Annotated in this window: 22 protein-coding genes; 20 read left to right on the forward strand and 2 right to left on the reverse strand. The window is 54.9% G+C overall.

The features are described 5' to 3' along the window. The first annotated feature begins 45 nt into the window (after window positions 1-45). From EYC82_RS01940 to EYC82_RS01980, 9 genes are all read left to right on the forward strand, one after another. The gene (locus tag EYC82_RS01940) at window positions 46-816 is read left to right on the forward strand and encodes an SDR family oxidoreductase (RefSeq protein WP_279247871.1); all 771 of its coding nucleotides are present in this window, start codon (window positions 46-48) and stop codon (window positions 814-816) included. Between the two features lie 28 nt (window positions 817-844). Then, entirely contained in the window at window positions 845-2,710 is a 1,866-nt protein-coding gene (locus EYC82_RS01945) for a DUF389 domain-containing protein (RefSeq protein WP_279247872.1), read from the forward strand. A 47-nt stretch (window positions 2,711-2,757) separates the two neighbouring features. Next, window positions 2,758-3,702 (forward strand): MBL fold metallo-hydrolase, encoded by a 945-nt coding sequence (locus EYC82_RS01950; RefSeq protein WP_279247873.1) that lies wholly within the window; start codon window positions 2,758-2,760, stop codon window positions 3,700-3,702. A 341-nt stretch (window positions 3,703-4,043) separates the two neighbouring features. Then, window positions 4,044-5,543, forward strand: a complete 1,500-nt coding sequence (locus tag EYC82_RS01955) for a B12-binding domain-containing radical SAM protein (protein ID WP_279247874.1) — start codon at window positions 4,044-4,046, stop codon at window positions 5,541-5,543. 322 nt (window positions 5,544-5,865) lie between these two features. Further along, window positions 5,866-6,969, forward strand: coding sequence for an OmpA family protein (locus tag EYC82_RS01960; RefSeq protein ID WP_279247875.1), 1,104 nt, complete (start codon window positions 5,866-5,868; stop codon window positions 6,967-6,969). 271 nt (window positions 6,970-7,240) lie between these two features. Continuing rightward, window positions 7,241-8,692, forward strand: a complete 1,452-nt coding sequence (locus tag EYC82_RS01965) for a flavin-containing monooxygenase (RefSeq protein WP_279247876.1) — start codon at window positions 7,241-7,243, stop codon at window positions 8,690-8,692. Between the two features lie 151 nt (window positions 8,693-8,843). Continuing rightward, window positions 8,844-9,482: a glutathione S-transferase family protein gene (locus tag EYC82_RS01970; RefSeq protein ID WP_279250637.1), complete on the forward strand. Its 639-nt coding sequence runs from the start codon at window positions 8,844-8,846 to the stop codon at window positions 9,480-9,482. A 51-nt stretch (window positions 9,483-9,533) separates the two neighbouring features. Next, entirely contained in the window at window positions 9,534-11,903 is a 2,370-nt protein-coding gene (locus EYC82_RS01975) for a PEP/pyruvate-binding domain-containing protein (protein WP_279247877.1), read from the forward strand. 34 nt (window positions 11,904-11,937) lie between these two features. Further along, the gene (locus tag EYC82_RS01980; RefSeq protein WP_279247878.1) at window positions 11,938-12,633 is read left to right on the forward strand and encodes an SDR family NAD(P)-dependent oxidoreductase; all 696 of its coding nucleotides are present in this window, start codon (window positions 11,938-11,940) and stop codon (window positions 12,631-12,633) included. A 62-nt stretch (window positions 12,634-12,695) separates the two neighbouring features. Here the strand turns inward: EYC82_RS01980 and EYC82_RS01985 are convergent, their stop codons facing one another. Then, the gene (locus EYC82_RS01985; protein WP_279247879.1) at window positions 12,696-13,268 is read right to left on the reverse strand and encodes a YSC84-related protein; all 573 of its coding nucleotides are present in this window, start codon (window positions 13,266-13,268) and stop codon (window positions 12,696-12,698) included. A gap of 189 nt (window positions 13,269-13,457) precedes the next feature. Here EYC82_RS01985 and EYC82_RS01990 point away from each other — a divergent pair, with 189 nt between their 5' ends. Next, the gene (locus tag EYC82_RS01990) at window positions 13,458-14,207 is read left to right on the forward strand and encodes a transporter substrate-binding domain-containing protein (protein ID WP_279247880.1); all 750 of its coding nucleotides are present in this window, start codon (window positions 13,458-13,460) and stop codon (window positions 14,205-14,207) included. Between the two features lie 29 nt (window positions 14,208-14,236). Next, a complete protein-coding gene (locus EYC82_RS01995) occupies window positions 14,237-15,286 on the forward strand; it encodes a phosphotransferase (RefSeq protein WP_279247881.1) in 1,050 nt (349 codons plus the stop codon). Window positions 15,287-15,356: 70 nt separating this feature from the next. On the opposite strand, the gene EYC82_RS02000 is transcribed toward EYC82_RS01995, so the two are convergent. Then, window positions 15,357-16,256 carry a VOC family protein gene (locus EYC82_RS02000; RefSeq protein WP_279247882.1) on the reverse strand — a complete coding sequence of 300 codons (900 nt, stop codon included), beginning with the start codon at window positions 16,254-16,256 and terminating at the stop codon, window positions 15,357-15,359. Window positions 16,257-16,534: 278 nt separating this feature from the next. On the opposite strand from EYC82_RS02000, the gene EYC82_RS02005 reads away from it, so the two are divergent. The 9 genes from EYC82_RS02005 to EYC82_RS02045 all read left to right on the forward strand — a co-directional run bounded on the left by EYC82_RS02005 (window position 16,535) and on the right by EYC82_RS02045 (window position 25,399). Next, window positions 16,535-16,975 (forward strand): Zn-ribbon domain-containing OB-fold protein, encoded by a 441-nt coding sequence (locus EYC82_RS02005; protein WP_279247883.1) that lies wholly within the window; start codon window positions 16,535-16,537, stop codon window positions 16,973-16,975. Window positions 16,976-16,987: 12 nt separating this feature from the next. Beyond that, window positions 16,988-17,503 (forward strand): Zn-ribbon domain-containing OB-fold protein, encoded by a 516-nt coding sequence (locus tag EYC82_RS02010; RefSeq protein ID WP_279247884.1) that lies wholly within the window; start codon window positions 16,988-16,990, stop codon window positions 17,501-17,503. Window positions 17,504-17,506: 3 nt separating this feature from the next. After that, on the forward strand, window positions 17,507-18,574 hold the full coding sequence (locus tag EYC82_RS02015) for a lipid-transfer protein (RefSeq protein ID WP_279247885.1): 1,068 nt from the start codon (window positions 17,507-17,509) through the stop codon (window positions 18,572-18,574). Beyond that, window positions 18,574-19,737 (forward strand): thiolase domain-containing protein, encoded by a 1,164-nt coding sequence (locus EYC82_RS02020; RefSeq protein ID WP_279247886.1) that lies wholly within the window; start codon window positions 18,574-18,576, stop codon window positions 19,735-19,737. The genes EYC82_RS02015 and EYC82_RS02020 overlap by 1 nt, the downstream gene beginning before the upstream one ends. A 163-nt stretch (window positions 19,738-19,900) precedes the next feature. After that, a complete protein-coding gene (locus EYC82_RS02025; protein WP_279247887.1) occupies window positions 19,901-21,535 on the forward strand; it encodes an acyl-CoA synthetase in 1,635 nt (544 codons plus the stop codon). A 58-nt stretch (window positions 21,536-21,593) separates the two neighbouring features. Continuing rightward, window positions 21,594-22,412, forward strand: a complete 819-nt coding sequence (locus tag EYC82_RS02030; protein ID WP_279247888.1) for a crotonase/enoyl-CoA hydratase family protein — start codon at window positions 21,594-21,596, stop codon at window positions 22,410-22,412. A gap of 67 nt (window positions 22,413-22,479) precedes the next feature. Next, complete coding sequence (locus EYC82_RS02035) at window positions 22,480-23,154, forward strand: nitroreductase (RefSeq protein ID WP_279247889.1); 675 nt, start codon at window positions 22,480-22,482, stop codon at window positions 23,152-23,154. A gap of 21 nt (window positions 23,155-23,175) precedes the next feature. Then, a complete protein-coding gene (locus tag EYC82_RS02040; protein ID WP_279247890.1) occupies window positions 23,176-23,940 on the forward strand; it encodes an enoyl-CoA hydratase-related protein in 765 nt (254 codons plus the stop codon). A 127-nt stretch (window positions 23,941-24,067) separates the two neighbouring features. Beyond that, window positions 24,068-25,399, forward strand: coding sequence for an oxygenase MpaB family protein (locus EYC82_RS02045; protein ID WP_279247891.1), 1,332 nt, complete (start codon window positions 24,068-24,070; stop codon window positions 25,397-25,399). Window positions 25,400-25,401: the final 2 nt, after the last annotated feature.

The raw sequence follows: 25,401 nt of genomic DNA on the forward strand, positions 1-25,401 counted from the left end.
TTAATTATCGGCCGAACCGATTGAAGATAAAAAGGAAGACGCATTGTGAAAAACTTGTTTGATATAAGTGGCAAAGTCGCGGTCGTGACCGGTGGTTCCCGCGGTATCGGTGCGATGATAGCGCGTGGCTTCGTAGAAAATGGCGTGAAAACGTATATCACTGCTCGTAAGGAAGCTGAGCTGCGTGAGACCGAAGCTGCATTGTCAGTGTTGGGCGACTGCACGGCGTTGCCCTCGGATTTGTCCAGCATTGCGGGCGTTGCTGGCTTCGCGGATGCAATTCGCGCGCAGGAAGAAAAAGTTCACATTCTAGTGAACAATGCAGGCGCGACCTGGGGTGCAAGTATTGATGAATTTCCTGAGAGTGGTTGGGATAAAACAATGGATTTGAATGTGAAGTCATTGTTCTTTCTTACACAGCATTTGTTGCCGGCCTTAAGAGCGGCTGGAACGGATGAAGACCCTGCCCGTGTTATCAATATTGGATCGATCAATGGCATTACTCACCCCCGCATGAACAACTACGCCTATTCGGCAAGCAAGGCGGCCGTTCACCAGTTGACCCGCCACCTCGGAGCTGATTTGGCGCCACAGCACATCAATGTTAACGCGATAGCGCCCGGCTTTTTTCCCAGTAAAATGACAGCGCACCTGCTGGATCATGAAGCCGAGCTGGGCGCGGCATTTCCGCGTGGCCGTCTGGGTGATGCGGAGGATGCGGCTGGCACGGCCATCTATCTCTGTTCCCGTGCCTCTGCCTGGTTGACTGGGCAGACCATTGCGTTGGATGGTGGCGCGGTGGCGTTTGCGGGCTAGTGGAGTCTGACGAGAAAGGGGTAACCGGGTGTACCTGATTCACGATACAGGCCTTTTGGCGGAGCAGATTACGGAATTGTCTGCACTCGGTCGTGTTGCATTTTTGCCCTGGGCTGAGCGCGATACGCCGCCGCCCGGAGCCAGAGTGCTGATGTGCCTGGGCGACGAAATGTTGCGGGAGCTGTCTGTATTGTCGATAGAGAGGCAGTGGCAAGTCGGCGTGCTGCCTCATCCGGAGGCAACTCAGGCCATGGCGGCAATGGGCGTAAAAGGCAGTTTGCAGCAGGTATTCACACACTATCTCGACGCCCCGGTGATCAGTGCAGAAGCATTAACGTGCAACGATGAACTGGTATTTTCCTCTGTTGTCATCGGCCGGGTTCGTGCGTTGCGCCCCTACGATATTAATCGGCCGCCAACATTCTGGTCGGTGCTACGCGGAGCACTGAAGGGGTTGGGTGCCCTGCAGTTGGCACCCTATACCTTGACGACAGGCAAAAATCGAGAGATTCATATGGCCGCTCTGGGCATGGTGGTGGTGGGACAAAGTCGCAGCACTTTGCTCGGTCGCGCCTTTACCGAAGAGCTTGCGGCGTCCGACAGCCGACTTGCGCTGCTAGCGCTGGCACCCCGCAGTATCCTCGGTTACCTGCTGCTCATATTACGCGTAGTGCTGCCTGGCAAAATTCGTTTGACGCAATTGCCTGCTTCCTTGAGCCTCATACAGACTGGCAGTTTGCGCATCGATGCGCCGCGGGGCACCGAGTACCTGCTTGATGGGAAGCCAGTCCATACCTCAGAGTTACACTTCAGCGTACTGCCCGAGCGATTACAGTTGCTCCCCGGCCCTGCTATGGCGCTCGACCGGGACACATCGTCGGCTCCTGTAGAGAAGGAAACTGTGCGGCTTAACCATATTCCGGTCGACGCCGCTGCAGGCCCGCTCCTCGACCGCAGTCTGCCGCTTTTCAATCACGCTTCAGAAGAGGAGTATCGCGAGCTTTTTGTTTCCTTGCGCGATAATGCGAAGGCGACACCGTCTTATCAGGTGCTCATTGTATTGAGCGTGATGTTGGCATTGGCTGGCCTGTATGCCAATTCTGCCCCGGTGATTATCGGCGCCATGATTCTGGCCCCCCTGATGTCGCCGATAGTGTCTCTGGCCATGGGATTGGCGCGCTCAGATCTTGGGCTGATACGGTCGGCAGGGCGCACGCTGCTGGTAGGAATCGCTCTTGGTCTGGCCTGTGGTGTACTGATGGCATGGGTCACACCGTTGGAGATTCCCACGAGCGAGATGAAAGCGCGCATGTCACCGACCTTGCTCGACCTGATGATTGCCGTAGTGTCTGGAGTAGCCTGCGCCTATGCCAATGCGAAAGAGGAGATTGCTAAAAGCCTCGCTGGCGTAGCCATCGCGGTCGCGCTGGTCCCACCATTAAGTGTGGCAGGGATCGGCGTCGGCTGGGCGGATTGGCATATGGCAGGTGGCGCAGGGCTTTTGTTGGTCACCAACCTTGTGGGTATCGCTCTTGCTGCCAGCGTCACGTTTCTCGTTTTGGGTTTCGCACCCTTTAAGCGCGCCCGGGCAGGCATGGGTATTTCACTGCTTTTATTACTGCTTATCAGTGTGCCTCTCACGCTATCGTTCAATCACCTGGTGGCGCGTGAAGATATTCTCGAGCACGTGCCCCTCGGTGAGATACAGCTGGAGGGTATGGTTGTAGAGGTGAAGCACGTGGACGTTGCGCTCGGCCAGCCAGCCAGGGTTAGCCTAGTGCTGAGTGCGCTGCAGCCCATTGATATTGATGACGTCGATGAACTCAAAGCCATCATCAGCCGACAATTGGGGCGACCGATTCAGCTGGAAGTGCAATCCAATCTACGCCGCTGATTGAGGCATTGTTCCTCGCTCTGACGACGCCTCTGTGAGAACGTGCGATGAATAATCTCGACTATGAAAACCTCGGCTTCGGTATTACCTGTATTGATGCGCATTACGTCAAACCGGGACAAGCCTGTTTCTATCTGCTGGAAGAGGGTGAGGAGTACGCTGTCATTGAGACAGGTACCAGTCACAGTGTAGCCAGGCTAACCACCCTGCTCGATGCGCGCGGCATTCGTCCCGAGCAGGTGCGCTATATCATTCCGACCCATGTGCATTTGGACCACGCCGGGGGGGCGGGACTAATGATGTCACTGTTTCCCTGCGCGACTTTGTTGGTTCATCCGCGGGGTGTTCGTCATATGGCAGACCCCGCGCGTCTAATAGACGCGTCGAGGTCCGTATATGGCGATGAATTGTTCGAGCAGCTTTACGGTGAAATTCGAGCAGTTGATGAAGCGCGTATACGTGCGGTGGCGGATGGAGAAACTGTTCATCTGGGTGAGCGCCTCCTCCTTTTCCGGCATACGCGAGGGCACGCGGAACACCACGCCTGTATCTGGGATGCCACCAGCTGTGGTTGGTTCAGTGGCGATATGTTCGGGGTCTCTTACCCCTGGTGTCGTTTCGGCGAGCGAAATTTTTTGCTGCCGTCGACCACTCCCAGCCAGTTTGATCCAGTTGCTTTCGCCACTTCCCTGGATGTGCTCGACAGTTATAACCCCCGTTTTATATTTCTCACTCATTTCGGTAGGCTGGACTACGCCCCGGAGACGGCGGCCCTGCTGCGCCGGCAGGTGAAGGATTACTGCGAAATGGCCCGGGATTGCGGCGACAACGGAGAGCGGTTGCAGTCGAAACTGGGCGAATATTCACTGGCCCTCTTGCGGGATATCGGTGACGGAGAGAGCGCAGTTTGTTGGGCGGAGGCGTTGGCTTTTGATCTGCAACTGAACGCTCAGGGCTTGCTGGCCTGGTTACGATCGGACCGGATGGCCTAACGGGAGTATAGCCGCACAAATACTATGTCTTTAAGGTTTTCCCAGTCGCCCCCGATGTTATGACGCCCACGGGAGTGCGGATTCTGTGCCGAATTGGCGGTTTTTGGTTGAGTGAGGCGGACCTGCCTCCCAACTCTGGGGCCCAGGGTATATCTCCCGCCTGAAACGACCTATACTTGACAAAACTCGGTGGTTTTTAGGTAACGCTGACAGAAACGGTTGCCAGTGCATTTCGGTACAGGTCGCCGCATAAAAAAGTACGCCACAGAGGGTCATGAGAAAGACCCTGGATGGACACAATCATGCAGGCCGGTTTGGTGGGGCCTGCTCGGAGTAGACAGATGGCACGTGTTGCAATAATTAAGCTATTTACTGGTCTCAATCTCGCGCCGGCTCAATTGTCGGGAGAGTTGATCCGAGCGGGACATGAGTCCAGGGTCTACTATTTCAGGGACTATGAAGACCATACTCTTGAGGATTCGGTTAATTACGAAGTGGCAGATTTTTCCGGCCTGTTGTTTTCTGTAGATGGTAGGGAAGTCATCTGGAATTGCTATACCCCCTTCACCGATTTCGAGTTCGATTTACTGTTTAAGGCGCTTGAAGATTTCAGGCCCGATGCCATAGGTTTCAGTCTGTATTCAGGCATCATTGATGAAAGCGCCCTTGTAACCGAGAAAATACGAGAGCGTTTCAATGTACCAATTATCTGGGGTGGTCCTGCGCCGACACTTGAGCCAGAGAGCTGCATTCCGCATGCGGATCTGATCTGTATCAACGAGGGTGAGGAGGTGATTGTCGAGCTGGCTAACCGCATCGATTCGGGAGATAGCTGGCTAGACATCGAGGGCACCTGGGCGCGGGATAACAACGGAGAGATACACAAGAACCCTAATCGATCCAACCTGCCTCTGAACGACATCGCGATACCCGACTGGAGGACGGAAAACTATGTGCATATAGGCAAGGAGCGTGCTGTTCGCGGTCGGTTCCCGCGCAATCTGGGAAAGGAATATCCCATCATGACACAGCGCGGATGTCCATTTTCGTGCTCTTTTTGTATTGAAAGTCGTTACCAGGAAATGTTTGGCAAAAAGGATTCTCTGCGCCGTCGCGATATCGATGTAGTAATCGAAGAATTGCGCTGGGCCAAAGAAAATCTCGATATCGAGACCATCCTGTTTTACGACGATGTTTTCACAGTTAACCCTCGATGGCTGGATGATTTCCTGCCTCGCTATAAGGAAGAGATCGGGATGCCATTTTGGTGCTATACCTACCCGACGACACATAACTTGAGGATGATGAAGCAGCTCAAGGACGCGGGTTGTGTCTCCATCACCATGGGCGTGCAGTCGGGTAGTGAGCGGATTCTCAAAGAGTACTATAACCGACCGACCAAGATGGCTCGTGTAATCGAGGCGGGCAAAGAGATTGTCGAGGCGGGTCTGACAGGCTTTTTTGACCTCATCACGATCAACGAGTTTGACCGTGAGGAAGACTTGCGGCAAACCTTCGATTTTCTTATCGAATTTCCGAAGGAACTCAAGTGCGTGGCGTTTGGCGAGATGATTACGTTTCCGACTTACAGCTTTACGATGATGAGCGACGAGAACAAAGCGTCCAAGAAAGAGCCCAACGCGATCGCGAGTTCTGATGAACAACCCTCCCGTGAGACCTATGATTATTATCACAAGCTGTACCGTTTGACACGAACGCCGATGCCATTGGATCAGTTGCGACAAATTGGCAACGATATTCGCTTTCGTAATGACCACAGCTTACTCGACCCTTATCTCAATCCGGAAAAGATTGCGCGTTTCACCGGTCTGTCTGCCTGACCGCTCTGCCCGGCAGACTGAGCGATATGCAGCGGATTTGATCCTTGTGCTGGTTGTTGTGCGCAGCTCGTAGCACGTTGTCCTGATTATTAATCCGCACCATATTAGTGCAACGCCGCCTGTGGCTGTCGGCTGAGTGTGTCCATCTCGCATTACCGTGCTTGTCGCGTTGGCGCGATTGGTTCGCCTGCTACTTTGCAGTTGCCCGGCCCTGTGCTTTACTCTCTTCTCTGCGATAAACCGCTACTCGTGTTTGGACATGTGTCCTTTCGAGAGGAGTCGAGTTGGGGTTTGAAATGATATGACGAGACAGGAGAGTTTTATGTTGAGGAATGTGTTGGTGCGGCCAATCGCGGGAGTTGCGCTCGGCGCGCTCGCAGCGTGCAGTAGTGTGTCCTATACACCCGTTGCATCCCAGTCGAATGCGATCGACCTCTCGGGTTATGTGCAGAGGGCCGACACCTTTGTTGTTTTGCTGGATGCATCGGGGTCGATGAACAATGACGATTCTGGTCGTCCGCGGATCTACGACGCGCAAGACTGGACAGCGAGTTTCAACAATACGGTTCCGCCATTGAAATTTGAATCCGCTATTATCACCTTTGGTAAGGGCGCGACGGGCACCTGTATTGGTTATGGCGTAGCTTCCCAGTTGTACGGGCCTGCGGCTTACGACAAAGCCGACTTCGCCAGCGCGCTGGGTTCCATCGAGTGCGCTGCCAGCACAACACCCATCGTCGATGCATTGTCATTGAATACCGATTTGCTGGCGCCCGGAGAGGCGGCAGGTGCAGTCAATGATCCTGGCCAGGTGGCGGTTATTATTGTCAGCGACTTTAACTGGGATGACCCTGATGCAGTGGCTGATAGTTTGACTCTTTTACGTAAAGAGCACCCCGGTAAGCTCTGTTTGCATACAGTGAAGATCGGTAGTGATACAGAACATGACGCTATGATAAGTGCTCTCACCGATGCCGACAGTTGTGACAGTGCGATAGCGGCGGACGACGCGGCCTCGGGCGATGCGCTAACCAACTACGTGGCAAATACATTGTTGTCGAAAGTCGAGTATGAGACACATTCAGTGTCTGCTTCTACCCTGTTTGATTTCGATAAAGCCATTCTTAAAGAGTCAGGTAGGCAGGAGCTCGCGAAGTTGGATCAGCTTATAAAGAGCAAGGGCCTGTCTGTTAAGGATATTGATCTTGTAGGCTATACGGACAGTATGGGCTCCGAGGCGTATAACCAGAAGCTGTCTGAGAGACGTGCCCAAGCCGTTTATCAATACCTCGTCAGCCGGGGCATTAATGGCAGCATTATCGATGTGATGGGCAGGGGAGAGCTTGACCCCGTTGCATCCAATGAGACAGAAGAAGGCCGTGCGCTTAACCGGCGGGTTGACATTCATGTGGGCACTCTACGCTAGGCTGGCTCCAACCCTCGACAATCCTGCGCCGGGCGCGGATTGTCGATTTCTTTTTTTATAGATGTAAGCCGGGTCGCTTTACACGTGTCATTATTCTTCATGTGCCCCTCGTCATGCGTTAAAACTCTAGAGCAGTGTTCGCGCGTCCTGCGCTAAACGCGGGCGTCCCGGTAAAACTCCGCCGTGTGCAAATCGGTTGAATGGTGGCGTCATATAGTCCAGAGTACCCCGGTGATTTTTCCGGAACAGCGCGCTTTTAGAGCATTAGGATATGACTGACACAGAGTATGTGGATGTATTGATAGTCGGCGCCGGTCTGTCCGGCATTGGCAGCGCCAGGCATCTCCAGAAAGAGTGCCCAGATCGCAGTTTTTTGCTGCTCGAGAGCCGCGAGCGTCTTGGCGGTACCTGGGATTTGTTTCGCTATCCGGGAATCCGTTCCGACAGTGATATGTACACGCTGGGATACACGTTTAAACCCTGGCCGGAGCGCAAGGCCCTGGCCGACGGTCCTTCGATACTGCGCTATCTAAAAGAGACGGCGTCGGAGACTGCGGTTGATCAACATATACGCTATCGCCACCGGGTAATCGGTGCGAGTTGGTCATCTGCTACAAGCAGCTGGACGGTTTCTGTGCAGCGGGAGGGGGAAGAGGACATCGAGTTTCGCTGCGGATTCCTGATGATGTGCAGCGGATACTACGATTACGAGCAGGGCTACACTCCCGAGTTCACGGGTCGTGACGACTTCAGAGGCACTATTGTCCACGCTCAACATTGGCCGGAAAACTTGGACTATAAAGGCAAGAGGGTAGTGGTTATCGGCAGCGGCGCGACGGCGGTAACGCTGGTGCCGGAACTGGCTCGGGACACGATGCTCACTACGATGTTACAGCGCTCCCCCACCTATATTGCGTCGATCCCGGAAGAGGACTCCTGGTCAAGCAAATTGCACGGTAAGCTTCCGTCATCCTGGGTGTACCGCCTTGTGCGATGGAAGCGTGTTGTGTTACAGATATTTATCTTCAATCTGTCTCGGCGCAAGCCCCATTTTGTGAAAAAGCTGCTTCTGGGAGAGGTGCGCAAACAGCTGGGTGAGGAATACGATATCGCCAAGCACTTCACGCCCACTTATAACCCCTGGGACCAGCGTCTGTGTGCTGTACCTGATGGGGATATGTTTGACGCTATTCGCAGCAAGCGTGCTGAAGTGGTAACTGACCATATTTCACATTTTACCGAAACGGGAATTCACCTGAAGTCGGGACAGGACCTCAAGGCGGATATCATCGTGCTGGCTACGGGCCTGAATATGCAGTTCATTGGCGGCGCTTCTTTGACCGTCGATGGTAAGGACATGCAGCCGCATGATCTATTTGTCTACAAGGGCATGATGCTGGCTAACGTGCCTAACCTAGTGCAGGTGTTCGGTTATACAAACGCATCCTGGACATTGAAGTCAGATCTTACTGCTATGTTTGTATGCCGAATTCTCAATCGTATGCGGCGCACCGGCACCACGGTGGCTGTGCCCACTATGGCAAGCGGTGAAGTCGAGGAGGACCCTATGATCGACTTCACATCGAGCTACGTTTTGCGTGCTATGGACAATTTTCCTCGCCAGGGGAGGCGCCTCCCCTGGCGCGTATACCAGAATTTTATTATCGATTTCCTGAATCTGCGGTTGCGTCCTTTAAAAGACAAGGTACTGCGTTTTCGTTAGCATCAGTAGTTGGGCGAGATGAACCATTGATCAGTATTGAAATATAACATTGGGAGCGATAACAGGTCGTGGTTTGAGTGGCCGCGGGCCAGCCATCGCATAAAGCTGAGTTGGCTTTACACAAACGGGTCAATTGAGGAGGTTAAAAATGATGGTATTGCACGGTGCTTCAGCATCTCCTTTTGTAAGAAAGGTTCTTGTGGCTTTAAAAATTAAGGGTCTTTCCTATGAGCAGCTGCAGCAAATGCCTTTCACAAAAGATGAAGAATACCGCAGGTTAAATCCGTTGGGTAAGATACCGACACTGCAGGTCGGAGCGCTAACAATTTGTGATTCAACGGTTATCTGTGAGTACCTTGAGGATAGTCAGCCAGAGCCGCCATTGTATCCGCGGGACAGCGGCGACCGGGCGATGGCCCGTTGGTACGAGGAATTGGGAGGCACCCGTATAGCGGAACTTGCCGCGGGTATTTTCTTTCAGCGCTTTATGCGCCCGATGGTATTAAAGCAGGAGCCCGATGAGGAGCTTGTTGAGAAAATTATTAACAAGCAGTTGCCGCCTTTGTTGGATTATCTGGAAACACGGGTGCCGGAGTCGGACTATCTGTTCGGCGATTTCATGATCGCAGACATGAGTCTTATGAGCCCTTTTGTTAACGCTGCCTACGCAGGCTATGAGTTGGATGCTGCTCGTTGGCCCTGTTTTTCTGGATTCGTCGAGAGAGTCAAGGCGCATCCTGTGGTGCATGACGTACTACAGGATGAGGCAGCCATTATGGGTCGTGGATGACTTCGTCTACGCCGGTCGAAATTGTGAATTATTTTTGCGAGGTGTATTGCAGTGAGTGTTGACGTTTTATCGCTAGACGAAATACGCGATGCAAGCGTGGGTGGCAAGGCCTACGGTCTGGCGCGTCTCGTGAGCATGGGCCTACCCGTTCCTCCTGCGTTTGTGCTGCGTAACGCGAGCGTCGGAGAGCAGCCTGAGGCGCTGTCCAAATTTTATGCTGATATCGGGGCCGGGCCGGTGGCGGTGCGGTCATCTGCGCTGGGGGAGGACGGCGAGGATGCTTCCTTTGCCGGGCAATACGAGACAGTGCTCAACGTGCAGGGCATGGACGCTCTGCTGCAAGCAATAGACCGTTGCGTCGATTCTCTCTCCAGTGAGCGGGCCCACAGTTATCAGCGTGAGCAGGCCGACGTTGAGTCTGTCGGTATGAATATCGTGGTGCAAGTGATGGTCGATGCGCGGGCAGCGGGTGTGGTATTCACGGCCGATCCAGTGAGCGCGCGCCGTGATCTGCTCGTGGTCGACGCTGTCGCAGGGTTAGGAGAAAAACTCGTGAGTGGTGAGGCGACACCTGATCATTATCGCGTTGATAGCGGTGGTCACATACTGGGGCGGCAGCTGGCAGGTTCAGAACCACTGCTCAGTGATGCAGAAATCGAGGCGATCGCAGTCGGTGCACGCAGCGCTGCGCGCCACGAGGGCCAGCCTCTGGATTTGGAATGGGCGATCGATCAGGACGGAACCCTTTTCTGGTTACAGGCACGGCCAGTGACGACGCTACCCGCGGACCTTAATGCATTCGATACCCCACTACCGCGTCCCGACGATGTGCTCACTATTAGCAATGTGAGCGAAATGATGCCTGGCGCTGTATGTCCCCTGACGGGATCTTTTACTGGCTGGGGTATCGATTACGGGTTGCAGCATATGCAGGTTGCTGTGGGGGCCAGGCCCCGAATTCAGCCAGATTGGCAAATTACCGCCTGGGCTTTTGGTCATTTGTTCTTAAACCTGACGGGTAACGTGGTGATGTCCTCGGCAGTGCTGGGTTCTACCGTAGAACAAACGGGTCAAGCATTGTGTGGTCGTGTGATTCCTGAACTGAAGGCGTTGCCACCACAATCGCTACCTCGACGGATATTCAATACGGCCAGGCTTCTGCGCTATTGCCTGAAAGCGCCCTCTGTCGTCGAGCGTTTTGGCGATGATCTTGCCACGTTCCGAGTAGAGCATAAGGACAGTAGCCGAGCGATGTGGTCTGAAATCGAAGGCAAGGCAGATTTCTTCAATCGTGCCATGGCGGTTCATATCCAATCTTCGGCCTTGTCCGGTTTCTTGTCATCAATTGTCGAGAACATGGTGTCTGGACGATCTAATAACAGTACGAGTGAGGAGCAAAGCGAGGCGGTTCGATTGCTGTCGGGTGCTACCGGGGTGGAAAGTGCGGTGATGTTGGAGAAGCTGGATGCCGTGGTGGATCGCGTTGCAGCGCACGCTGACGCGCCTGATCGCTTCAGGGAAGCGACACCGGAGGACGCACTGGCCTGGCTGCAGAATGAGCCTGAGTTAAGTCCCGCTTTCGCCACGTTCCTGCAGGAGAACGGGCACCGAGGATATCGTGAACTGTGTATGCGTGATCCTGCATGGGGCGAGAGTGCTGAGCCTTTGATCCAGAGTATGCAGGCCGCAGTGAATGCGCGATTGCTTGCCGGGGAGCTCCGCCAGCCACAGGCAGGATCGATAGAGTGGTCGCAGTTGTCCCGTGGCTTACGCTGGGTCCTGCCGAAGGCGCATGATGCGATTCGCCGTCGCGAGCATACCAAGTCACAACTCGTTGCTGTGGCCCATCAATTTAAGCTAGCCTTCCAGCATCTTGGTCAGCGGCTGCAGGCTGAGGGCGCATTGCCCGAGGCCGATCTTGTCAACTTCTTTAGTTTTGACGAACTTCCCGGATTGGTTGCGGGATCTGGTTCTACTGCGGTCGAACAGGCGCTAGCCCGGCGCGAGGCGCTGCATTACCAGCAGTCTTTCGAGTTCCCTGAAATATCCGTTGGCGCGCCGCAGCCGCTAGAAGAACGCTCGTTGATTTCGGCCGACGGTGTCCTGCACGGTCGGCCTGCCTCTCGCGGTGTGATCGAAGGAGTGGCGAGGGTCGCCCACACTCTGGCAGAGGCCGCCGCTCTGCAGCCGGGAGAAATTCTTGTTACACCGATCACTGATATTGGCTGGACACCTTACTTCAGTTTAATCGGAGGGTTGGTGACTGATCTCGGCAGTGCGGTGTCCCATGGTGCGGTTATCGCCAGGGAATACGGCTTGCCCTGTGTGGTAAATACCCGGGAGGGCACAGTTTATCTCCAAACGGGTGACCGTATACGGCTGGATGGTGACAAGGGAGTGGTGGAGAAACTGCCGGCGTAACGATTGGCTACCTATTAACATTGAGTGACTGTATATGCGCGAAACGGTATGTGTGATCACTGGTGTGGGTCCGGGAACCGGCGCTGCATTGGTGAGGAAATTCTCGGAGCGTTATCGGATAGCGATGATCGCGCGCGATGAAGAGCGACTTGAGGCGCTGGCGACAGCCGTACCCGGGGCCATGCCTTTTTCCTGTGATGTATCTGATCGAGAAGCACTGGCTGCCACGATTGGCGAAATCAACTCTCTGGGTGATACGCAGGTGGTTGTTCATAACGCGGTCGGGGGAGGAGCGGGCGATGTGCTGAGTCTGGATCCTGATCTACTGGAGCACAACTTCAGGGTGAATACGACGGCGTTGTTGCAGCTTGTGCAGAGTTTTGGTCCTGCCATGGTCGAGGCGGGCAGGGGCGCTATTCTCGCGACGGGAAACACTGCGGCATACCGCGGCCGCGCTAATTTCGCCAGCTTCGCGCCAACCAAGGCCGCCCAACGCATTTTGCTGGAGTCCGCGGCGCGCCTGCTGGGTCCCAAGGGGGTGCATGTCGCGTACGTAGCGATCGATGCTGCTATCGATGTGCCGTGGACACGAAAAATGTTGCCGGATCATGCCGATGATTTTTTCGCCAACCCGGATGATATTGCCGCCGAATGTTTTCATATTGCGCATCAGCCGCAGTCTAGCTGGACCTTCGATGTCGTTATTCGGCCCTTCGGTGAGTCATGGTAGGCACAGACACTGGGGTAAAAAAGGCCGCGTAAAACGCGGCCTTTCTCTTTTCTGATATCTACCTAGAGAGCTTCGTAGCTATACTTCTGGCCACCGAGCGCCGCTTCGTACATCAGGCCGCCCTTGGCTACTGTGAATGTAGCCATACCCTTGCGGTAGCCCGCAGAAGTGGTAGTGGCATCGTTTTTGCCGCCACTGGCGCCAGCGGATGCGCCACCGCCGGTGCTAGCCGTAGCGGAAGCGCCTGCGGTGATCGCAACGGCACTGGCTTCGGCGCTGAATTCAAAGTTTCCCGCTGTGAAGTCGGTGAGTGCGGCGTCATTTTCGAAGAAAATGATCTGGCTGTACGCCTGCCCGCCCAGTTGTAAACCGATAGTGGCCTGAGCCATGCTCGATTTTCCTATGAGCTCGCCGCCTTTGTACACTTGTCCCTTGCCGTACGCGCCGCCGATGCCAATGCCGCCTTTACCGATGGTTGGAAAGACTGCATAACCGACGGAGGTGTCAAAATATTGACCGCTCTCGCCGGCGTTACGAAATGTTTCTATGGTGCTGGCGTACTCATCTGCCTGGGCGAAGGTGGCTGCCAGACCGAGTAGTAGCAGGATGGAGGTTGCTTTGAATGCTCTAATCATTGCGGATAATCCTGTAGTTGTGAAGTATGTTGCCCATTACCATGGGCGTCAGAAGCATGGCAAACGATGACCAAATCGTCAAGGCAGCGCGCTAATCACCCAGAGCGTGTTGGTGGCTTTCTTCCCTTTACGGTGGATGTTACATTGTGGCTGCCATTTTTTATCTGGCCAACAAACTGAGGATAGCGCATGTTTCGTACGCTGGTGTTCGCATTGATTATGGCCCTGTGCGCGGCGGGCACAGCCGCCGCTGCGCTGAAGGTGGGTGTCTCCGCTGATTATCCACCGTTAATCTTCAAGGAGGGTGGTCGTTTTTTGGGTATTGAGGCAGATAATGCCAAAGCCGTGGGCGATATACTGGCCAAGCCGATAACACTGGTCGAAATGCCGTTTGAGCAGTTGATTCCGGCGCTTAACAGGGGTGATATCGACATCATCATGACGGGTATGAGTATCACGGCCGCCCGCACTGAAGAGGTCACCTTCACCGAGCCGTATATGGAAATAGGCCAGATGGCTATCATGAGTGTCGAAAAGGTGGGAACCTATTCGAAGCCATGGTCTGTCTATAAATCAGGTGTTCGCATCGGTGTCGAGCCAGGCACAACTGGAGCTGCCTTTGCCAAGGAAAAACTCACCGGAGCGCAGGTAGTTTTTTATGATAATCCCGATACGGCTTTCGCTGGCTTGCGCACGGGTGAGATTGATCTCTACATACACGACGCGCCGACCAGCTGGCAGCTGGCGACCAATTCCGATAACAGTGATTTGATCAGTACGTATAAGCCGCTGACAAATGAGCAGCTGGCTTGGGCTGTGCGTAAGGACGACACCGCATTGGCAGGTGCGCTGAACCAGGCGTTGACTACGCTGAAAGGTAACGGTGCCCTGCGCTATATTCTCAACCGTTGGATTCCTGTCACCGTCGAGGTGCGCTGAGTGCTGTCTCTTCACGCGAGGGCTGAGTTGTGAGTCAGGCACCCCCTGCTAAGCACTCTCTTGCCGAGGCGCTGCAGAGCGATCGCCTCTCTAAATTGCTGGGCGCGTCTGTGCTGGCAACAAGGGTCGTCGATGCACATGACGGCACCACTGGGCGCGCGGTACTCGAGCTGGACACCCTGAACGATACGCTACCGCCCCGCCTGTTTGCCAAATTTCCGCCAGAGGATGAAATGCAGCGTGCATTTGTCACGTCTGCGGGCATGGGCAAACGTGAGGCGCTGTTCTACGAGGTATTGTCCAGTGAGGTGCCGGTGCGAGTGCCCCGCAGCTATGCAGCTCACAGTGACGAAGAGGGTGAAGACTACCTTATGTTGCTTGAGCATCTGGTCGATAGCGACTGTACATTCGACAATGCCAGTAGCCGTTACTCCCTGGAGTACGTGAAGCAAGTCCTGAATGCATTCGCTAGTCTTCACGCAGCCTACTGGGACTCGCCTCGTTTCTCGACCGATTTGTCATGGGTAGAGCCGCCCTTGCAGCACGAAATCGCAATTGAACTGGTAGGCCTGTCTCTGGATCAACACGCTGACGCCATGCCGGCGGTCTTCCGAGAAATGGCTGATCTATACCTGTCGAAGGCTGATGCGATTCATCAGTTATGGCGGCGGGGAACGCCCACATTGATTCACGGCGATGTGCATGACGGCAATCTTTTTTATGACGGCGACCAACCGGGGTTCCTCGACTGGGCGCTGGTTGCGCAGGCTCCCGCCATGCGGGATATAGGCTATTTCCTCGCGGGCACACTGTCGAGTGATGATCAGCGTAACGCCGCCGGGGATTTGCTGGCGCACTATCGGAATCAGTTGCAGATGCGTGGGATTGAACCGCCTTCACTGGAAGAATTGTGGCAGCAGTATCAATGGCACGCGGCGTATGTCTGGGTCGGCGCGACCGTGACGCTCGCTATGGGCGACGCCTGGCAACCGGTTAGTTACGTCATGGCCTCACTTGAGCGCCTGCATGACGCTATGGAAACCATTGGTTCTGTTGAGGCTATCCGCAGCGCGCTGTAACGCGTTGACCGGCGCAAGCAGTGGCGCCGCAGAGTTCGCGTAGCGCCGCGAGCGAGGGCTCGCCTCGCGCTTATACGCCTGGGAAGTTGTACTCGTGGCCCCACAGGTCGCCCTCTGAACTGACCGTGGCCACGTAGGTCTCGGGGTCGATCAGGAGACCATCGTAGCCATATTCGACGGCGATACCGCCGGGGGCGAGAATATAGACGGAGCACATGTTGTCGTTCACATGCCTTCCCAGCGTGGCCAAGAAGTGCGCACCCGCGGCCTTGGCCCGGTCCATGGCTTGGCCCAGTTCGTCAAGGCTGGGTACCTCGATCATCATATGTACGATGCCCAGCGGATGTTCTCCACCGAACAGAGCGATCGAGTGCTGGCGCGCGTTATTGGTGTGCATGAAGTTGATCTTCAGGCCACCCATGCCGGGTGGGTATAAAATGTCGGTAATGCCAGTGCCGATGAGTTCCGTATAGAACGCAGTCGCCGTCTCGATATCCGGGGCCGGTAACACCATATGCCCGAAGCCCAGGTCTCCGCTTTGTTGATCGCTGGTGACAAAAAATGGGATCCCGGCGGGCGACACCAGCGGCGTGTAGTCCAGTTCACGGCCCCAGTACAACTCCAGTGTATTGCCTGCGGGGTCCTCCAGTGAGGCAAACTCGGTGACACAGCGGCGTTTTGCTTCGTCAGACGATCCGACCATGACCGAGTGGCCTGCATCTTCCAGTCTGTTGAGCGTGTTCTGCCATGCATGGCGATCTGGGCATTCGAGTCCTGCAGCCAGTAATTTGTCCGTGTCTCCCGGCTCAATCATGAATCGGAACGGGTGGTCGTCCATGCGTAGAAAACGTGCGCCATCGGCATCCTCCCTTACCGCATCCATTAGTCCCAGCACTCCCGTGCCGAAATCCATCCAGGCGCCGACATCCGCTGATGAAATTCTCAAGTAACCTGCTGCCGAGACTGACATAAATTTACTCCTGCTTGAATTGGAATGGTCTTTCGACCAGCGCTCGTATTATGGGCTTTTTCCAGGCGCCGGGGACGCCGTTACCGCATTCTGGCGCGGCTGGTACAAGAATGGCAACCCCTGACCTACTTTGGCTCCAGACAGCACGGTTGTAGCGGTCAGGCAGCGTGAATGATCTGAAATGTCAGTTGTACATGATCCATTGTGTCATTGAGTGAGGTCAACGCCTCACCGATACTGGCATCCCTTTAACGCATTTACTAGGGAGGTATGGGACTGTGTCGCAACCGGAAACCCTCAACCAGGCATTCGAGCTTGGCTTCACTTACACACGCTCTACCGGGCCGGTCGTCGGGCGTTTTCTGACCGAGCTCAAGAAACGCAAGATCGTTGGCATCAAGGCCAGTGACGGCCGGGTGATTGTGCCGCCCATGGAATATGATCCGGACACCGCCGAGGAGCTCTCTGATTTTGTCGACGTAGGGCAGGAAGGCGATATCGTGAGCTTTGCCTGGGTCAAGCACCCTCGCGAGGCGCACCCGATGGACAGGCCCTTTGCCTGGGCGATGATCAAGCTGGATGGCGCAGATGTGCCCATGGTGCACTGTGTTGCAGCAGACAGCGAAGATACCGTAGCAACCGGTAGTCGCGTAAGGGCGGTCTGGGCTGATGAAACGAAAGGTTTTATCACCGATATCCGCTGCTTTGAGCTGATCTAGGAGCGTTATGTCATGAGCGAAGAAAACGAAGTAGTTACCGGCATCGAAGTGCCCATTTATCTCAAGTACAATTTTACCGCTGGGGCCGCGCCGACGCGGTTTCTGGCCAAAGTGAAAGAAGGCGTACTGACCGGGCAGCGTTGCCCGAGGTGTAAGCAGGTCTATGTGCCCCCGCGTGGTGCCTGTGCCGGCTGCGGTGTGCCTACCGAGGAAGAAGTGGAACTGGCCGATAAAGGCACCGTGCAGTCTTTCACAATTGTATCTATCCCTATCCCGGGTAATCCCATTGAACCGCCCTTTGTCGTGGCAAACCTCGTGCCTGACGGTGCCAACATTTCCTTTATTCACCTGATGAGTGAGTGCGACAATGCGGACGTTCATATAGGTCAGCGTGTGCAGGCGGTGTGGAAGCCGGAGGCAGAGTGGGACTATGCCATGGACAACATCAAGTACTTCAAGCCGATCGATGAGCCGGATGTGCCCATCGAAAAAATTGGTAAGTTACCGGTTACAGGCCTGGAGGGCTAAAGAATGAAAGACATTGCAATAGTGGGCTATCAGCAGTCCGATTGTGTATCCGATGCGGGGTCGCTGAACGAAGTCGAGTTGATTATTCCTGTGCTCGGACGGATTTTTGAGCAGGTGGGTATTACCAATGCACAAGATGTGGACTTTGTCTGTTCTGGCAGTTGCGATTACTTGCAGGGAGCGGCCTTCGCATTTGTTCTGGGCGTAGATGCCCTGGGCGCGGTGCCCCCGATCAAGGAATCCCATGTCGAAATGGACGCTGCCTGGGCGCTGTACGAATCGATTCTGAAGATTCGTATGGGGCATGCCGATTCCGCGCTCATCTATGGTTTTGGAAAATCGTCGCCTGGCGAGCTGCCGATCGTATTGTCACAGCAACTCGATCCTTACTATCTTGCGCCGCAGTGGGTGGACACAATCTCGCTGGCAGCAATGCAGGCTCGTATGATGCTGGACCAGGGCCTGATTACTGAGCGTGATATGGCGGAAGTCGTGGCGCGGTCGCGGCGCAATGCGCTCAATAATCCGCACGCCCAGCTGAAGGGCGATGTCACGGCTGATGATATTTTGGCGGAAGAGACCTATCTTTCGCCACTGCGGCGTTCCGATTGCTGTCCGGTTTCCGACGGTGCCAGTGCGGTGGTGATCTGTACAGTTGAAAAAGCGAAGGCGTGGGGTAAGCCGTACGCGGTTATTAGTGGGATTGACCATATTATTGAAAGCCATAACCCGGGCATGCGTGATCTCACTGACTCGGTTTCTACCCGTAAAGCAGCTGAAAACGCCGGTATGGGCAAAGGCAAAGTGGATGTGGCGGAGCTGTATGCACCTTTCAGTCACCAGGAATTGATTCTTTCTCGCGCGCTTGGCCTGAGTGAGGATACCGATATAAATCCCTCCGGAGGAGTGTTGGCGGGCAACCTGATGATGGCCTCCGGGCTGTCCCGAATAGGAGAGGTGTTTAATCGCATCGTCGCCGGTGATGCCGAACGCGGTGTCGCTCACACAACATCGGGCCCCTGCCTGCAGCACAACCTGGTAGCAGTACTCGATAAAGGGGAGGTAGCGTAATGGCTAATTTGGCAGCAGTGGTCGGCATTGGCCAGACCAGTTACACCACCAAGCGCAACGATGTCTCTATTGCGGGCCTGGTGCGTGAAGCGGCGGTCAACGCATTGAATGATGCAGACCTGACATGGGGCGACATCGACGCTGTGATTCTTGGCAAGGCACCCGATATGTTCGAGGGCATTATCATGCCCGAGATCTATTTGACTGATGCGTTGGGCTGCAATGGTAAGCCGATGTTGCGAGTGCACACGGCGGGTTCTGTGGGTGGTTCGACGGCTCTTGTCGCGGCCTCTCACGTGCAGAGCGGTACCTTTAAACGTGTCCTGACGGTGTCATTTGAGAAACAATCAGAGTCCAACGCCATGTGGGCCCTGTCCAACCCCCAACCGTTTTCAACGCACCTTAACGCGGGTGCTGGCGGCTACTTTGCGCCTATTATCCGCGAGTACATCCGCCGCAGCGGTGCACCCCATGATGTAGGTATCAAGGTCGCGGTAAAAGATCGTCTGCACGGTGCGCGCAACCCGCTGGCACACCTTCAGTTGCCGGACATTTCCATGGAAGAGGTGGCAGAGTCCTTTATGTTGTGGGATCCCATTCGCTATCTCGAGTCGTGCCCTTCATCAGACGGCGCCTGCGCCATGGTGATCGCCAACGAGGAGCTCGCTGAGAAAGCGCCCAAGCCTCCCGCCTGGATCCGCGGTGTTGCGATGCGCTCCGAGCCAACCATGTACGCGGGTCGTGAAGAGGTAAATCCGCAGGCGGGACGCGACTGTGCCGCTGATGTCTATAAACAAGCGGGCATTTCTGATCCGCGTAAAGACCTGGATGTTGCGGAGGTCTATGTCCCTTTTAGCTGGTATGAGCCCATGTGGCTTGAAAATCTTGGATTCGCGCCTGAAGGTGAGGGTTGGAAGCTTACTATGGAGGGCGCTACCTCATTGCTCGATGGCGGAGATATCCCCTGGAACCCATCAGGGGGTGTGTTGTCTTCAAACCCTATTGGTGCCTCAGGCATGATTCGGTTTGCTGAGGCCGCACGTCAAGTGCGCAATGACGCGGGCGAACATCAGGTGCCGGACGCAAAACTGGCTCTGGGACACGCATATGGTGGCGGAGCGCAGTTCTTTGCAATGTGGGTTGTCGGTGCAGAAAAGGCCTGACACAGGCCCATACCCGGAGACCTACGCGGCATGCGGCGGCAATCGGGCAGGCCTGTGCCTGGCACTCGGGAACGTAAATTCGAGGCGGATCATCACCCGCCTTTTTTCAAGTAGCAGTGAAGGGGCAGGTTTCAACGCTTGCACCGTGCAGGGAGAATAGGACATGGCTAAGCATTGCAATATTGCGGACCTTTTTGAAATGGTCGCGGACAAGGTGCCGGGCCGCGCCGCCCTGGTGTGTGGTGATCAGCGAGCGACATTCGCCGAGTTGGAGCAGCGCGCTAACAAACTCGCCCACTACCTGACATCGCGCGGCGTCGGCCCTGGCGATCATGTAGGGCTCTACTTGTATAACTGCAATGAATATCTTGAGGGCATGATGGCATGTTTCAAAATACGTGCGGTGCCGATCAACGTAAATTATCGTTACGTTCAAGAAGAGCTGCTCTATATTTTTGACAATGCCGACATGGTCGCCTGCATACACCACGAGGAGTTCTCGCCGCATATTGCGGAGGTGAAGGGCTCAGCCCCAGACCTCAAGACGCTGATCTATGTGAGTGACGAGTCTGGCGAAGATCCCTCGGCGATCAATTCCATCGAGTATGAGTCATCAATGTCTGATCAGTCCGATGCGCGTGATTTCGAAGAGCGTGCAGATGACGACCTATTCCTCCTGTATACCGGCGGCACCACAGGTATGCCCAAAGGCGTGATGTGGCCGCACAAGAACCTGTTTTATGCGGCACTGGGCGGCGGTGGCTGGTTTCACCCTGACGGCCCTATTACGGAGCCAGAGCAGATTGCCGGTCGTATCGGCGACTTTGCGATCGTGGGCATGGCACTGGCGCCTCTCATGCATGGCGCCTGCTGGTGGTACGCTATCATCCAGATGTTAGGTGGGAACTGTGTTGTCCTTAATCCGCAACGTTCACTGGATGGCGCCGAGGTTTGGGGTATTGTAGAAAAAGAAAAAGTGAACTCTCTATCGATCGTCGGCGATGCTATGGCGATTCCTCTTTTGGATGCGCTAAGAGATAACGCGGACCGCTGGGACCTCTCCAGCGTATTCAGTATAGGTTCCGGCGGCGCGGTGTTCTCTGCCTCGTCTCAGGGCGAGTTTAAAGAACGCTTTCCGAACGTCATTATCATGAATTCTTTTGGCTCCTCAGAATCCGGCAACATGGGTTTTGACAGTGGCGAAAAGAAATCCGAGGTCAAAGGATTAGGCAACGTCGCGCAATCTGATTTTATGGATGTGATTACTGATGAAGAGGGCATACCCCACGCCCATGTAAAGCCCGGTGAGACAGGTATTTTTGCCCGATCCGGTTACATACCTGTCGGTTATTACAACGATCCCGCAAAAACTGCCAAGACCTTTGTCGACGTCGACGGCAAGACATGGCTGCTGACGGGTGATGAGGCGCGTCTCGAAGAAGATGGTTCAATTACCGTGTACGGACGGGGATCCAACTGCATTAACTCGGGCGGCGAGAAAATCTTTCCGGAGGAGGTCGAAGAAGCGGTCAAAGCGCATCCGGACGTATTTGATTGTCTTGTGGTCGATACCCCGGATGATCGTTTCGGCAGCAAGGTCACAGCGGTGGTGGCTGCGCGGAAGGGGAGTGTGCTCAGCCTGGATTCAATACAGGAAGAGGCACGAAAACACGTAGCAGGTTACAAGGTGCCTCGTGAGCTTCACATTGTGCCGGAAATTCCTCGCGCGCCCAGTGGCAAACCGGCTTACCCCAAAGCGAAGGAAATTGCCGTATCCGGCGAGTACAAGATCGCCTGATGCTGCCTGGTGCAGGTCGGCAGCGTTTCAACAAGACCATTTAAGCAGGAGCCACACTATGGCAGAACTCGATATCAGTACAAAAAACTGTATCGTAGAGCAGGAGGGCAAGACCTTAATTGTCACGCTCAATCGGCCTGAAGCCAAAAATGCCTTCAGCCCGGAGATGCTCTTGGGTATGTATAAGGCTTGGCGGCGTCTGGATGAGGACGACTCGCTGATGTGTGCGATTTTGACCGCGAATGGCGATACTTTTTGCGCTGGCATGGATTTAAAGGCGGGGGCAGACGGTGATCACGGCTCTACAGAAGAGTTTATGAACCTGATGGGAGAAGTGCCCAATGTGCACTGGCAGGCCCTGTTGCGGGATAATCGCCCCAGTAAGCCGCTGATTCTTGCTGTGGAAGGCTATGCCCTGGCCGGTGGCACTGAGATACTAGCGGGTACCGATATTCGTGTCGCCGCAGAGAATGCCACTTTTGGCGTGACCGAAGTAGCGCGGGGCCTATACCCTATGGCGGGCTCCAGTATTCGCCTGCCGCGCCAAATCCCTTACTGCTTGGCAGCGGAAATCGTACTGCTTGGGCGCCATGTAACTGCTCGGGAGGCGCTTGACTGGGGCCTTGTTAACCGGCTGGTGCCTGCGGGCGAAACCCTTGCAGAGGCGAAGAAAATCGCTGATCAAATAGCGGAGACCGGGCCGTTGGCACTGAAGGCGATTACGCGCTCTTTGCGCGAGATTCAGACCGACGTCGAGGAGTCACAGGCGATGCTGCAGTCCGACGAGCTGGCTAACCCGGTCTTTGCTTCGGCAGATGCAAAAGAGGGAATGAGAGCATTCAAGGAGAAGCGCAAGGCGAACTTCACGGGTAATTGATGTGAGTCTCAAGTCCTGTCTGTAACCTCCCGTATGTGTTGTTACCCACCAGTAGAGAAACGAAGCCATGACCGAGCAATCCGAAATTTTTGACAGGATCGTCGCCGGGCGTCGCTCCCTGCGAGCCTTCCTGCCGCAGCAGGCCGACAGCGCGACTCTCGAAAAGGTGTTTTCCGTTGCACAGCAGGCGCCCAGTAACTGCAATACGCAGCCGTGGGTGACTCATGTTGCCTCTGGCGAGAAGCTCGAAAGCCTGCGCGCTGAAATGCCTGACCGCTTTATGAGCGGCAAATTTACCATGGATTTTCCGTACGACGGTGCCTACGAGGGGGTTTATAAGGAACGCCAGTATGGCGCTGCGCAGGCACTTTACGATTCGGTTGGCATTGCTCGTGAGGACAAGGCCGGGCGCCACGATCAGTTCATGCGTAACTTTACCTTTTTTGATGCGCCCCACGTGGCTTTTCTTTTTCTGCCTGAACCGTTCGGCCTGCGCGAGGCAGCAGACTTGGGTATGTATGCCCAGAGCGTTATGCTGACGTTGACGGCGCACGGCATGGGGAGTTGCCCCCAGACGGCACTGAGTTTTCAAGCAGATTACGTTCGAGAGCAGCTTGATATTCCATCGGGTAACAAATTAATTTTCGGTATTTCCTTCGGGTACCCCGATCTGGACGCTCCTGCAAATGCCTGTAATACCGACAGGGCGGGCGTCGCAGATGCTGTAACCTTCCATTCCTGATTTCCCCAAAATGGTGTTCCCATGAGTGAATTAATTCTGACTGAAAATCGCGATGGCGTGTTGGTGGTTACCTTCAACCGCCCGGAAAAGAAAAATGCCATCAATAACGAGATGTGGGCCGGTCTTCGTGACACTTTTCGGGCTGCTTCGGAGGATGACAGCGTAGCCTGTCTGTTATGGTGCGCGGCAGGGGACAATTTTTCTGCCGGCGTAGACCTGGCAAGCTTTGGTGAAATGGGTGAGGGCGAAGAGCACCCATTTGAATCAGCGGCGCGGGCAGTGGCGGAATTTGATAAGCCCCTGGTAGCGGCGGCGCAGGGTGCGGCGGTCGGCGGTGGTGCCACGGGCCTCTTCCATGCAGATATCGTATATGCCGGCGACAGTCTTCGACTGCGTCTGCCGTTTGCAAGCCTTGGCCTCGTGCCGGAGTGGGGCAGTAGTTATATGCTGCAGGCTAATATAGGCGCCCAGCGGGCTGCAGAGATGTTCTACACCGCCGCTTGGGTCGATGCGCAGAAGGCTCTGGCTCAGGGCGTTGTCGCCGCCGTTGTCCCCGATGCTGAACTGTTTGACCATGCATTTGCCAAGGCTCAGGAAATAGCCCAGTGGCCGGTGAATGCCCTGAAGGAAATAAAGCGCTCTCTTCGTTTGCATCATTTGCCGGCGATTGACGCAGCCATCAGTGAAGAGCAGGCGGGAATGATGCGGCAGGCGGGTTCACCTGAGAATATCGAGGCCATCACGGCCTTTATGGAGAAGCGTAAGCCCAATTTCAGAAATATTTGACGCGAGTTATTGCCGCTCGGCGTAAAAAACGACGGCACACGGCGGCAATGCAGGGAATGAATTGACATTTCCATCAGTAGATATACATTGATTCGGGCAGGGTCGGCAGTCTGGAGAGAAAATAATAATGTCCAACCAGGGTTCATTCACCTATTCCGAGCACGTTCTTGACCAGCGGCGTTTAGTGCCCGGTATCTATGGCGATATCGATTTTTCTGTAGTGCCGGAGCGCTACCTTGCCGATGACAGCGGTATCGGGCATCTCCCTCCGCGACTTAAAGAGTATGCCGAACGCGCACTAAAAAACCCTGGCTATGTTGAAAGCGTGCGTAATTACACCATGACCGGTGACGCTGTTGCAGATGCATATGCCGCGCTTATTCCGCGTTATGGCTTTCGCCGCTTGGTGTCTATGCTCGATAGTGCCTGTGATGACGGCGTAGAGGCCGTGCCCGATGCCCCCGAAGAGTTATTCGCTTTTATTCAGGCAATGGAAGTCGTGCCTGACTGGATTGATATGGACTTGGTCGAAAAAGGTGCTTTGCAGGAGCGTATTCCTCTTGCGAATGTTTCTCCTTTCGCCATTCGTGGCGCTTTCGTGGCGACGTTCATGAATAAATATACCGCTCTTCCTATGACGATGACGGGCACCCTATCTGACTCCAAGTCAGCACGACGTGTGCTGGAAACAGCGAGTTTTTTCACTTCCACCGCGATGCCTGGCGCATTAAGCCGTTATGGCAAGGGCTTCAAGGCGGCAGCTAAAGTGCGTTTAATGCACTCGATGGTGCGCTTTAACATCATGCAGTCTGGTCGCTGGGATGTGGGTGTTTATGGTATTCCTATACCGCAGGTCGACCAGATGCCGGCGGGACTGATCGGTATATTCCTGTTGTCCTTTGCATTGCTTGCCAAGGGTCATAAGGAGTTTACGCCGGAGCAGCAGGCGCGAGTTGAAATGGCTCGCTACCGTTGCCATCTACTGGGCCTGCCGCAAGCGCTTCTGGGCGAGACCCCGGAGGAAGTTGTTGACCTTATGATGGCTCGTACAGTGTCATTAAAGGAAGAATATGACGACGATATCTGTGGGGATCTTGTGCTGGGCACTATGAATGCTGAACTGCTGGATGACCCATCCCTGCGGGGTCGGGTGCACCGCTGGATGGAGCGCGGATTTTCGAAGTACTTTTTCATCCGAAATTTTTGCGAGGGCAAGGCGGCTCGTGCGGAGCGAATAGGCGTGACTTATCGCTTTCCCGATAAGATTGCGACTGCGGCGGCGATTGTGGTTATTGTAACGACCACCACTTTTTATAAATACGGCATGATGGTGCCATTTCTCCGTCAGCCGCTGGATAATCTGCTAGTCAATCGCCTTGCCCGTCTTTTGGAGAGTTATGGTCACGCGGATTTTGTAACGGACGCCAGTCAGTACAAACTTCAAGCCAGCGGGCAGTAACA

The organism is Candidatus Marimicrobium litorale (genome assembly GCF_026262645.1).
Classification (GTDB): Bacteria; Pseudomonadota; Gammaproteobacteria; order Pseudomonadales; family Halieaceae; genus Marimicrobium; species Marimicrobium litorale.